The 12,766-nt window shown below is 42.3% G+C and carries 9 protein-coding genes and 4 tRNA genes; 5 read left to right on the plus strand and 8 right to left on the minus strand.

What is annotated here, in order from left to right:
- The 8 genes from FQ083_RS03090 to FQ083_RS03125 form a co-directional block, all read right to left on the minus strand.
- Positions 1 to 108, minus strand: a 108-nt coding sequence (locus tag FQ083_RS03090) for a GTP-binding protein (RefSeq protein WP_227679051.1), incomplete at its 3' end; no start/stop codon positions are given.
- A 483-nt stretch (positions 109 to 591) separates the two neighbouring features.
- Positions 592 to 666: transfer RNA gene (locus FQ083_RS03095), tRNA-Thr, on the minus strand.
- Positions 667 to 783: 117 nt separating this feature from the next.
- Positions 784 to 857 (minus strand) — tRNA-Gly (locus tag FQ083_RS03100).
- An 85-nt stretch (positions 858 to 942) separates the two neighbouring features.
- Positions 943 to 1,026 (minus strand) — tRNA-Tyr (locus tag FQ083_RS03105).
- Positions 1,027 to 1,093: 67 nt separating this feature from the next.
- Positions 1,094 to 1,169, minus strand: a tRNA-Thr gene (locus FQ083_RS03110).
- Between the two features lie 475 nt (positions 1,170 to 1,644).
- A complete protein-coding gene (locus FQ083_RS03115) occupies positions 1,645 to 2,778 on the minus strand; it encodes an FHA domain-containing protein (protein WP_149408800.1) in 1,134 nt (377 codons plus the stop codon).
- Positions 2,779 to 2,860: 82 nt separating this feature from the next.
- The gene (locus tag FQ083_RS03120; protein ID WP_149408801.1) at positions 2,861 to 3,715 is read right to left on the minus strand and encodes an RsiV family protein; all 855 of its coding nucleotides are present in this window, start codon (positions 3,713 to 3,715) and stop codon (positions 2,861 to 2,863) included.
- A gap of 189 nt (positions 3,716 to 3,904) precedes the next feature.
- Entirely contained in the window at positions 3,905 to 5,500 is a 1,596-nt protein-coding gene (locus tag FQ083_RS03125) for a peptide chain release factor 3 (protein WP_011512790.1), read from the minus strand.
- A 318-nt stretch (positions 5,501 to 5,818) separates the two neighbouring features.
- Here FQ083_RS03125 and FQ083_RS03130 point away from each other — a divergent pair, with 318 nt between their 5' ends.
- The 5 genes from FQ083_RS03130 (at position 5,819) to FQ083_RS03150 (ending at position 12,711) form a co-directional block, all read left to right on the plus strand.
- The gene (locus FQ083_RS03130; protein ID WP_149408802.1) at positions 5,819 to 7,171 is read left to right on the plus strand and encodes an MBL fold metallo-hydrolase; all 1,353 of its coding nucleotides are present in this window, start codon (positions 5,819 to 5,821) and stop codon (positions 7,169 to 7,171) included.
- Between the two features lie 290 nt (positions 7,172 to 7,461).
- Positions 7,462 to 7,875: an Ohr family peroxiredoxin gene (locus FQ083_RS03135; RefSeq protein ID WP_011512788.1), complete on the plus strand. Its 414-nt coding sequence runs from the start codon at positions 7,462 to 7,464 to the stop codon at positions 7,873 to 7,875.
- 239 nt (positions 7,876 to 8,114) lie between these two features.
- Complete coding sequence (gene polA, locus FQ083_RS03140) at positions 8,115 to 11,081, plus strand: DNA polymerase I (protein ID WP_149408803.1); 2,967 nt, start codon at positions 8,115 to 8,117, stop codon at positions 11,079 to 11,081.
- A gap of 192 nt (positions 11,082 to 11,273) precedes the next feature.
- Positions 11,274 to 11,804: a hypothetical protein gene (locus tag FQ083_RS03145; protein ID WP_149408804.1), complete on the plus strand. Its 531-nt coding sequence runs from the start codon at positions 11,274 to 11,276 to the stop codon at positions 11,802 to 11,804.
- A 118-nt stretch (positions 11,805 to 11,922) separates the two neighbouring features.
- Positions 11,923 to 12,711: an SDR family NAD(P)-dependent oxidoreductase gene (locus FQ083_RS03150; RefSeq protein ID WP_149408805.1), complete on the plus strand. Its 789-nt coding sequence runs from the start codon at positions 11,923 to 11,925 to the stop codon at positions 12,709 to 12,711.
- Positions 12,712 to 12,766: the final 55 nt, after the last annotated feature.

Here is a 12,766-nt window from a genome sequence, read left to right on the forward strand (position 1 = left end):
AGCTACGGTTGCGATTGCAGCGGTAAGGGTGGTTTTACCGTGGTCAACGTGTCCGATGGTACCGACGTTAACATGTGGTTTTAGACGTTCAAACTTGGCCTTTGCCATGGGTATTTCCTCTTTTTTTGGTGAATATTTATCAATCAAAGATCGGTAAATAACTGTTTGACGGCTTATGATGTATGACCATCAAACCGTTGACACTGTGTTTTTTCTATTAAACCAATATTTATTAAAATACTAGCTATAACGCTATACTATCTTTATATTCGATATTTTAGCTGTTAAGCGTATAAATAGGGGCATTATACGTGCTTTTCAATCTGTTGAACATGACAAGTTAATATACAGTACTGCTATTGCACTACTTTATCTAACTCTTATTTATTTAATTCTTTATACAGCTCATTTATTAGGTAAAGATAACACCTACTAATAAACTGACAGCGCAAAAAGGCAACACCTCAGTGTCACCTTTGAATTATTCTCTGCCACACTGTATGTATAATTTTCGATATTTTATAATTTTGATACCAATACTGAGCTATGGACAAGCACTAGCAAAGCGAATATAAATAATGGAACAATAAATGGAGCTCATATTGAGAATTGAACTCAAGACCTCTCCCTTACCAAGGGAGTGCTCTACCGCTGAGCTATATGAGCGTGCTTTTAACAACTACAGTAGCCAACCACTAAGTTGCACTAAAAAAAATATCACGATACAGCAATAATAACTGACTGTCGTGATGAGTATTGATGATTTGTGCAATGGTACATATATGGAGCGGGTGGCGGGAATCGAACCCGCGTCATTAGCTTGGAAGGCTAAGGTGTTACCATTATACCACACCCGCATTTACTCTTATCTGGGTTGACTCTGATAAAGAATCATGGATTGATATAGAGTATGCTTGGCGCTAAGACGAACTTAGAAAAATATGGTGGTGGGAGAAGGATTCGAACCTTCGAAGCTTTCGCGACAGATTTACAGTCTGTTGGGTTTGACCGCTCCCCAATCCCACCTTAGGTTGCTTTAAACAAAAATGGCTTTAGTTTAAGACATATTCATAAAAAGCTACTTTGAGAGAGATGGTGCCGACTGCCGGGATCGAACTGGCGACCTACTGATTACAAGTCAGTTGCTCTACCAACTGAGCTAAGTCGGCTTGTTCTCTCAAAGTGGTGGCTATTCTATCAAATATTTTGAGATGCGCAAGCCCTTTTTTAGTATTTTTGGCTTTATTTTAATAAAAAATCTCAAGCAGCTGATTATAAAAGGGTTTTTATTTTGTGAAAATAGTTATTTTTACTGCTCTTACTTCAACGGTCTATCTTTTAGCCAAAAAACCTAGTCACTTAACTTCTTTGGATTGGTTATTCATTGCTAGAAACATTCAATAATTGTGTAAACCTGCCAAGCGCTAATACTTATCAGCGGCAGAATTTTTAAAAGATACCGTTAAAACTTGTGATTCCTACGATGCTAAGATAAAACTTGTTCGCTATAAAATTACTATTTAAAGCGATGCAAAATTTATCCTAACATAGCACTAATCTCTTAAAGCAAATCAACTACAACTTTTACCAGTTGGCCAATTTATTATTTAAATAAACAAAGATAGCTCTCTTGTTAAAAATTGGCTATACCATGCCTGTATTAAACAACCATAGGGCTAAGCCAATAATAATAATCGCGACAAACACCCATATAAACCAACTACCACTCGGTTTCTTTTCAACTGCTCCAGTAGTGGCAGGGTTATCCAGTGCTTGATCCATCGCATTATTGCCTGTAGTACCCAAATCGCGAGATTGACCTAGATTGGCTGTGCCCGAAAACTGTGAAGTGGCTGCCTGTTTAGCACGCAGTACATCTGGATCTGCTTCTTCTTGCAAGGCCGTCTTAGTGGTTTTGTCATGCTCTGGCTCAATAGCTGCTTCAATGACTGGCGCCTCACTTACAGGAGACGTTTCTGAAAGGGTTTCGGATACAGCGTCTTTATGTAGCAAAGGCTCATCAGCTAAGACGGGCTGCTCTACAAGTGATTCTTGATGAGCAGAAGGCATTGATGTAGTTTCGGTTGGGATAGACTCTATTACTTCGGGCTCAGCAGCCACGCTAGGGACACTTGAAGTTTCAGTAGGACTATATTCTACTTCGCTCAATACAGGTTCAGCTTTATCTGCGGCGGATAAGATATCAGTGATGCCTGTTTCTTTAATCACTGACTCATCTGTTTGAGCAGCGCTAACAATCGGCTCTGCTTGCACAGCAGCAATAGGCATTGCTTCTAAAGAATTTTCGACAGGTAATATCTCTTCGATTATCGTTTCTTTAACCACTGGCTCTGCTTCAACAATAGGTGCTATTTCAGTATCAGGACTCAACATTAACGTTGGCTTATCAATCTCTACTTGCTCATGAATAACAGTAGCAGCCACTGGCTTATTTACCTGAAAAATAAAGCTTGCAAACCCAAGCGTATCCTCTGCTGCTAACTGCTTCGATTCACTGGCAGCAATACGCTCATCATTAATAAAAGTGCCGTTTGACGACTCTAGATCTTTTACGTATAGCTGACCGTTTAAGACACTCAATTGTGCATGATTGCGTGAAATTTGCTTGCTACCTAGTACCAGATCATTATCACTACCACGGCCCACAGAGAGGCTGTCAGTGACCGTTAATGTCAGATCACCAAGTGCCTCTGTCAAGGCATTCAACTGCCATGTATTGGTCGTTGCGGCATTCATATTATCGATATCGTTTGTCATGCGATGACTCCTTATTTATTATTAAATATTCATGATGGTCATTAGCTGATCCATCCTATTGTATCTGACGTTTATAGCTATATTATTTAGGGATAAAGCGCGGTTGTATGATACCGCTAAGCTTACTATAAGGAATGCTAAGCACTGGCATACCATAGGCATAGGGAGCGATAGCATAATGCTGATAACGAATATCAATCCCTTTATCCGTCAATGTGACGTTATCACTTAAGGTGAATGGCCAATTTTTTTCGTAGTTTTTCACATCTTTATCGACCGTTTTCACCCAGTCTTTATAAGCATTATAGGCAAGCGCCTTAAACTGTGGCTTTTTACCGCTTTGCAGCATATCAGCCAGTTTAATTTGTTTTTTCGTCTTCTGGTCAAACACTAGATATTCGCTATATGGCATGCCATGTGCGCCGCCAGTAAAGACATATGAGCTTATCTCGATCGTCTCAAAATCATTAATATGACCCACATACTCAGGTGTCACCGTTAGGTTGTAGGCAAATGCACTGTCACTCGGTAGCTCATTAAATTGCGAGGCAGCAAAACCATCAAGCGCGCTTTTGACAGCAGCTGGAGTGGCTTTGGTAGTGATAGGCGCAGATTCAGAGGGTTTACTATTTACAACCAGCGTATTGATACGCTGATTGGTGATATCATTTATCCACTTGTAATTGGTTTTAAGATATTTAACTTCAATCTCCGGACAGTTATCACGCGCCGCACAGGTTTCTTGTAGTTTTTTGGGTAACTGATAATCGAGGTACTCTGTGCTACTAAAAAGGCTACCGGCATATGCTGAGAAGCTTAACGTGCCAAACAGCAACGCACTACTTACTATTGACAATAAACGCAGCCTACCCGCATCCGTAGAAGCTTGCTGGACTGATTGTGACTCAATAATAGGACGTTTATTAGCAGTTTTCATATAGCCTCTTTAATATATCTATAAGATTTACTGATATTCTACCGTAACCTTTGTCCTATATTGTAGGAACACTGTTCGTGTTTTTTCTAGAATCATAGGGATTAAAATCAATAATACGCTGTTTGATAAGCTAATAAAAAAGACACGATAACGTGTCTTTTAAGATTAAGCAAAGTGGCATAATGGATTTTAGTGCTCACGCGTATTGCTAAACGTCACTTCTGGATAGCGATCTTGCATCAGCTGCAAGTTCACCCGTGATGGCGCAAGATAAGTCAGATGACCACCGCCATCTAGCGATAGTTGGTCATGGGCTTTGCGCTTAAACTTGGCTAACGCCACTTCGTCATCGCAATGAATCCAGCGAACGGTCGCAATCGATACTGGCTCAAAGATACACTGTACTTTGTACTCTTCTTTGAGACGATGGGCGACCACTTCGAACTGTAGTACACCAACCGCGCCTAAGATCAAATCATTATTAATCTGCGGCATAAAGACCTGTGTTGCACCCTCTTCACTCAACTGCTGTAAACCTTTTTGCAGGGCTTTTGATTTAAGCGGATCTTTTAGAATAACACGGCGGAATAGCTCAGGGGCGAAATGCGGGATACCGGTAAAGTTGAGCTCTTCGCCTTCAGTGAAACTATCGCCGATAGAGATGGTGCCATGATTGTGTAAACCAATGATATCACCCGGATAGGCTTCTTCTAACGCTTCACGGTCACCTGCTAAAAAGGTCAAGGCATCAGCAATACGTACGTCCTTACCTAAACGTACATGCTTTAATTTCATACCTTTTTCGTACTTGCCTGAGCAGACACGTAAAAATGCAATGCGATCACGATGACGCGGATCCATGTTTGCCTGAATCTTAAAGACGAAACCACTAAACGTTGTCTCAGTCGCCGCTACTTCACGTTCATTAGTCGGATGCGCTTTTGGTGGCGGCGCATATTTGATTAAAGTATCAAGTACCATATTGACGCCAAAGTTACCTAGCGCTGTACCGAACAATACGGGTGTCATCTCACCGGCTAAAAACTCGTCAACATCGAAGTCTTCTAGCGCCATTTGTACCAATTCTAATGACTCTTCAAACGAGGCGAACATTAAAGCGCCTAAGCGCTCACGGATATCAGGATAATCATAGCCTTCGCGCGTCTCAGCGACCGTCATATCACCGCCATGACCTTTCTCATAAAAATAGGTTTTGTTTTCGGTTAAATGATAGACACCAACGAAATCCTGTCCCATACCGATAGGCCAAGTGACAGGAATACATTTAATCTTTAATACCGCTTCGATTTCACTCAATAGCTCAAGCGGCTCACGAATCTGGCGGTCAAGTTTATTGACGAATGAGATGATGGGCGTATCACGCATTCGGCAAACCTCCATCAATTTGATGGTACGTTCTTCGACACCTTTTGCGCCATCGACCATCATCAGCGCACTGTCTACAGCGGTCAGAGTACGATAGGTATCTTCACTAAAGTCAGCGTGACCCGGTGTATCTAGCAGGTTGACCATATGTTCTTTATAAGGGAACTGCATGACCGAGGTGGTAATAGAAATACCACGCTCCTGCTCCATACTCATCCAATCAGATGTGGCATGGCGGTCGGTTTTACGACCTTTGACCTCGCCCACTACTTGAATCGCTTTACCCCATAGCAGCAGCTTTTCGGTCATCGTAGTCTTACCAGCATCAGGATGCGAGATGATGGCAAAGGTGCGGCGCTTGGCCACTTCTTTATTTAATTTCTTTGGATCTACGCTCATAATGAATAACTTATCGTTAAATTTTGGAAGAAAAAAACAAGAATTTAGAAAAGGTCTAACAGTAAATGTGATGGATTTTGGTGCGCGTATTGTAGCGGATTTATGGTTAATATACTATTCATCCCTTAGCTTGCAACAGCCTTATTTACACCACTTATCTAGATCCATGATTTTTACAAAACACTCATTTAATTGTATAAGAAACCTGTTTGACAATCAAAACATCATCATACAACATTGATTATTCAAAGATTTTTATTAAAAGAGATAAAAACAATCATATGTTAGTCATTGTAAAATTATTAGAAGGAGACAGTTATGTTGCTTGAAAAGATTAAGACACCTGGGCTTGCCCATCTATCTTATCTGGTGGGGTCAGGTGGTCAAGCTGCAGTGATAGATCCTCGCCGTGACTGCGCTATTTATGTAGAAAAGGCACGGGCACAAGGGTTAGAAATCACACATATTTTCGAAACTCATCGCAACGAAGACCTTGTTTCCGGTGCTCCGATTCTAGCAGAAATGACCGGCGCCAGTGTTCTTCACGGTCCGAACCCAGAACAGCCTATCGTCTATGCCCAAACGGTGCGCGATGGTGATTGTTTTACCATCGGTCAGCTTGAAATACGCGTTTTAGAAACGCCCGGTCATACTGATGACCATCTTGCCTATGCTCTATTTGACACAGCTTACCCCGATAAAGCTGTGGCGGTCTTCACCGGAGATGCCCTATTCGTCGGTGACGTTGGCCGTACTGACTTCTATCCTGATAGAGATGAGGAAGTCGCAGGTCTACTCTATGATTCGCTACAAAAAATCTTAGCACTAGGTGATCAGGCCATTATACATCCTGCACACGGCGCGGGCTCTGTCTGCGGATCAGGTATGGCAAAGCGTGAATTCTCTAGTGTCGGTCATGAAAGATTAAATAACCCACGTTTACAATTCACAGATCGCGACGCCTTTATCAGCTTTAAGGTCAGCGAAAATCATTATCAGCCGCCTTATTTCAGACTGATGGAGCGCTTGAACATGGAGGGCGGTACTGCACCTCCGTCTGTTATTCGACCGCGCAGCTTTTCGCTACAGGAGTTGAAAAGCTGCGGTGCCGATCATCTGATTGATATTCGTGAGCCGATGGCTTATGCTTCCGGTCATTTATCTGGAGCGATGAGCCTACCCGTGAGCATGATTTCAGCCTTTGCCGGGTGGTACATCCACGAAGGCGAAAGCTTGGCATTAATTGCCTCTGATGAGGCACAACTCGCCACGGCTATGGAGCATCTGGTTCGAATTGCCCTTGATAACGTATTAGGTGGCTATGTCGGCGTGGTTCCCGCTGCTGCGAAAGGTGAAAAAATGCAGCAAACCCCTATGATTGATACTAGTGAGGTTGAAGCTCGTCTAAAGAATGACACTGAGGGCTGGACCCTACTCGATGTCCGTGATGCCGACGAACGAGATACTGTCGCAATCGAGGGGTCAAAACACATTTACGTTGGACATCTTAACAAATGTTGCCGTGAACTTGATAAGAAACATCATTATACCTTGATGTGTGCTAGCGGAGCACGGGCCACAATAGCCGCAGGATGGCTTGCAAGCCAAGGTTTTGAAAACATCGATATTTATCTTGGTTCGATGGGCGCATGGCAAGCAGCTCATAAATAAATCTATAGATACAAGCTGTTTGTATGAGCAACGATTTGTTTCGACTAAATCAGTCTTATCGCCTTCACTTTATTGCAACGACTACTGAACGACTACTGATAGAGAGCTAGTTATAATATGATTTTACTGAGAAAACTAACTTACAAATTCATATCATACTTTTACTACCGCTATATGAAGCTTGTCTTATCCTCTGGTATGCTAGATGGGCTATTTTATAACTAGCTATAACAAGACTCAAAAATACTACCTAGAAATGATGGAAAACAATTTATATAAAAGGATACATTATGGAAACCCTATATTCGACCAAAGCATCTGTCACTGGTGGCCGTGCAGGTAAAGCTAGCGTACAAGACAGCGATTTAACCATCAATATGGTTGCACCTGGTTCTGGTAAAGACGGTAATAACCCAGAGCAACTGTTCGCTATGGGCTATGCTGCTTGTTTTGATGGTGCACTTGGTGCCGTCAAAGGGGCAGAAAAAGCAAAGTTTGATTCTACTACTGAAGTATCAGTAGATTTAAAGAAAGGCGAAGGTCTAGACTTTAAATTGGCCGTTAAAATTCACGTTATCGGTGAAAATACAGAGCTATCAGCGGATGAGTTTCAGCAATTGGTTGAGAAAGCCAATAAGGTCTGCCCATATTCTAAAGCGACCCATGGTAATGTCGATAGCGAAGTAACCTCAGAAGTAAAATAAATTTCTAGTAACTACAATAGTTACAATGATAAAAAGAACTCAGTTGATCTGGGTTCTTTTTTTATGAATTATCATTTTAGGTCCTACACATCATAACTGTTTATACATTCTATTCATTCATCATCTATTCGGCACGCAGCGCTTTTATCGTTATAATGAGGGTATCTTTTTATCCCATACTTACTGCACAATATTTACTGACCAATACTTGCGACCCAAAACCTGATAAGTGACTTTCTATGACTGCCAACGATCACAACTCCCACTCGCCTATTAATCCCAATACGCTACCAAATTTTGCAACGATGCCCAATGTGGCGACAATGGACACCACGCATGTGGACAAAAACCAGCCACCTTTTATTTTGGTCGATGGCTCTTATTATCTGTTTCGTACCTATCATGCGCTGCCAAAAACCATGCAGAATTCGCAAGGGCTAGTCACCAATGCAATACGTGGCACGCTCAATGCACTTTTAAAGCTCATGCGCCGCTATCATCCAACCCATATGGCCGTTTGTTTTGATACCAAATCACCAACCTTTCGTCATGCTATGTCAGAAGAGTACAAAGCCAATCGTCCAAAAATGGATATCGAGCTTGCCGAGCAGATTCCTTATATTCATCGTTTGGTCACTGCGCTTGGGATTCCACTGTTACGTATCGAAGGCGCAGAAGCCGACGATATCATCGGTACGCTCGCCTATCGTGCAGTTGCCGAAGGGCATCACGTGGTTATCTCAACTGGTGATAAAGACATGATGCAGCTGATTAATGACTGCGTAATACTAGAAGATAGCTTCACAGGCAAGATGACGGATAGCGCTGGCGTGGTTGAAAAATTCGGTATCAATCCTGAGCAAATGATTGATTTTTTAACTTTAATGGGTGATTCCTCTGACGGTATCAAAGGCGTACCCGGTATTGGTAAAAAGACCGCCAAAGATTTGCTCAATGAATATGGCAATATCGATAATATGCTCAAAAACGTCGCCAATATCAAAGGGCGTGCTGGCAAAAACCTGCTCGAATATGCCGATGATATTCCGATGAACGCGCAGCTGGCAACCATTGTCACTGATTTAGAAGTGGGGCAAGACTGGCAAGATTTAAAAATAAACACTGATCCTTGCGCCCACATCGATGAGCTACGTGAGCTATATAGTGAGCTCGAATTTAGGAATGAGCTAGCGTCACTTGATCACCCTAATCATCCAGCCAATGGTAATGGGCATGGCACGCAAAGTGTTGCTCATAGTCAGGCTGATGCTGAGTCACAAGCGCAAATCGCTAAATCCCTACAATCAAGCACTATCGGTGATATTAGCGATAGCAAAATTCATGATAGAGCATGGCATACTATTTTAGACGAGCCTGCCTTTGACAACTTAGTTCAATTGTTAGCATCTGCGCCGCATTTCGTTATCGATACCGAAACCACGAGTGTCTATTGGCGTCAGGCTGAATTGGTTGGCTTGTCTTTTGCTGTGCAAGCACACGAAGCTTATTATATTCCGCTGACTCATGCGCTAGAAGGCGATGAATTAACAGCAAAACAGCTCGACCGCGATACCGTTTTGGCGCGTTTAAAGCCTATTTTAGAAAACCCGAACATCGGTAAAATCGGTCAACATTTAAAGTATGATGCCCATATTCTTAGCCTTTATGACATAAACCTCTTAGGCAATATTCATGACAAGCCCAACAATTGGGCGATGGATACCATGCTTGCCAGCTATGTGATTAATGCTGCCATTACCCGTCATGGCATGGATGATTTGGCACGGCATTACCTGCAAACGCAGACCATTAGCTTTGAAGATGTCGCTGGTAAAGGCGCTAAGCAAGTGAGTTTCGATCAAGTGGCGATTGATATTGCTAGCGACTATGCTTGTGAAGATGCTGACATTACTTATCAATTATTTGAGCTGTTTAGTCAAAAGCTTGCTGATGATACCAATAACGCTAAGCTACTACATGAATTAGAGATTCCAACCGCAGAGATACTGTGCCAAATGGAAGCAAACGGTATCTTAATTAGGCGTCCGTTTTTAAACGAGCTATCTAAACGCTTTGATGAAGAAATCATTGCCCTAGAAAAACGTGCGTACGAAGTCGCCGGTGAAGAGTTTAATCTTGGCTCTCCTAAGCAGCTTGGCGAGATGTTATTCGATAAGCTGGGCGTCGTGGGTGGCAAAAAAACCAAAACCGGTCAATATTCTACCGGTGAAGCCGTCTTATCAAAAATCGACCATCCATTAGTCGATATTACCCTAGAGTATCGCGGACTCTCTAAGCTTAAAAGTACTTATACCGATGCGCTGGATAATGTGGCAGATGCCAAGACTGACCGTGTGCATACCAGCTATCATCAAGCATTGACCAGTACTGGGCGCTTATCTTCGACTGATCCCAATTTACAAAATATTCCTATTCGTACCGCTACTGGTCGCTTGATTCGTCAAGCATTTATTGCGCCAGAAGGTCGAGTCATATTAGCGGCGGATTATTCGCAAATTGAGCTGCGTTTGATGGCGCATTTCTCAGGTGATAAAAATCTCACTCATGCCTTTAATGAAGGGCTAGATATTCATGCCGCCACTGCCGCCGAAGTACTAGGAAAAGAGGTCGCAGAGGTTACAGCAACCGAGCGCCGTAACGCCAAAGCCATTAACTTTGGTCTGCTATATGGCATGAGCGCCTTTGGACTGGCCAAACAGTTACAGATGAGCCGTAGTGAGGCGCAAGACTATATCGATATGTATTTTGAGCGCTACCCTGGCGTCAAAGACTATATGATCAATACTCGTGCCAGCGCTTATGAGCATGGCTATATCGAGACGATATTGGGTCGTAAGCTTTATACCCCTGATATCAATCATAGCAATCGCATGGTCAAACAAGGCGCTGAACGGGCAGCAATTAACGCGCCATTACAAGGTTCTGCAGCTGACTTGATTAAGCTTGCTATGATTGCCGTCGACAAAGTACTACCTAAAGAGCAGGCAAAAATGCTACTGCAAGTTCATGATGAGCTGGTGTTCGAAGTGGATGCCGACAAGGTCGATAAAATAAGCCAATTGATTACTGATGCTATGCAAGATGTCTTGACAGCAACAGCAGTTGAAAAAGGCTGGAACGTCAATTTTGCAGTGCCGCTATTGGTTGAGACGGATTGTGGTCAGAATTGGGATGAGGCGCATTGATTCTTAAGGAGATTTTAAGTAGGTTTAATGCTATTTAAGATACTTGACACTCGCAGCGTAAACTAAAAAAAACAGTCGCGTATCATCATTGTCGGTATAATAAACCTATCTTATTTTTTCCCAAATTATTTTTTAGTCTAAAGTGAGCCTTAGCGCTCACTTTTTTTATTCTAAAAATCAGGAGCGCTTATTTTGGCTGCAGATGGCATTATCGAAATCCCCGGCATTATCTTACTGATAGCCTGTATATTACGTTGCGTGCAATATGTAGTGCAGAGTGAAAGCAAGCAAAGTCTTTATTTTTGGCTGGCATCAGTATTGACGTTTTTTGCGGTGATCCGTCGCGAGTTAAACTATTTACCCGAGTTGTTTATTGCTAGCGATTTTTCACTGTTAAATCAGTCCTATGACTGGTGGGAAGATGCGGTGCTTCTTATAGTTTATCTGCTTATCGTGGGTTTGTTAGCGTATACCTGGCGTTATCTCTGGGCAGTATTAAAATCGGTGCCGATTTATTTATATCTTATGATAGTGGGGTTGGCATTATTAGAATATATGGGCGAAAACGCGATTATGATTCCTCAAGGTTTGGGAGAGATCGTTGAAGAAATGGCAGAAACTGGCGTTTACGCGATTGCATTGACCTATATATGGCGTTTCAAACCGATTATGTTTGAAAGACGCTTGCCACCTAATAAGCGCTATTCATCATGCCAAGCGTAGCAAACACTGGTCATGATAGCATTTGTCTTAGCGCTAACTTTTAATAGAGAGTTTGCTATACTAAAAATTAGCGCATTTTTTCAGGCATCATTTATCACCAATCATTAAGCGAGTCATTATGAATATATTCATTACGGGTGCATCACGCGGTATCGGTCTAGCGACAGCAAAACGATTGCTCGCAAAAGGTCATAACGTCGGTCTTTTTGATATTGACACGGTTGAGCTTGAGCGTGCGATTGATGATAAAACTTTTAAAAAAGCGCTAAAAGGCAATCGTCTCGTCCATGGTCATCTAGATGTCATTGACCCTGAAGCATGGGATACAGCAATCGATCATATGCTGGAGAATTTTGGTGGTATTGATGTCTTGATTAATAATGCTGGCGTATTGGTGAGTGGCGCGTTGCCCAATACCGACTTGGACAAGCAATTGTCATTGATTGATATCAATTGTAAAGGTGTGCTCATCGGCTGTCATAAGCTAGCGCCGCATTTAGCCGACAGCAAAAATGCCAAAATCATCAATCTCTCATCTGCCTCAGCGATATATGGTCAATCTGAAGTGGCACCTTATTCTGCCAGTAAATTCTTTGTCCGCGGTTTAACGGAAGGGCTAAACATTGAATACGCTGAGCTAGGCATCAAAGTGATTGATGTCATGCCATTGTGGGTAAAATCCGACATGACGAAAGACATCAAGGTCACCAGTATCGACCGTTTGGGCATCAATCTAACCGTTGACGATGTGGCTAAAACCTTGTGTAAATTAAGCGCTCAGCCGAATCGCAAGCTGTCACGGACTCACTATCCTATTGGCTTTCCCGCTAAAATGCTGCATACAGCGTCGCAAGTCGCACCTGACTCATTAATGCGCTTTATCAATAGTAAAATCGGTACTAAATAAATTTAGATTATAAAGTTCAAAAGTAACATGACAATATTGAAACGGCTACCAAGAT

The sequence above is a fragment of the Psychrobacter sp. ANT_H59 genome (assembly GCF_008369225.1).
In the GTDB taxonomy this organism is placed as follows: domain Bacteria; phylum Pseudomonadota; class Gammaproteobacteria; order Pseudomonadales; family Moraxellaceae; genus Psychrobacter; species Psychrobacter cryohalolentis.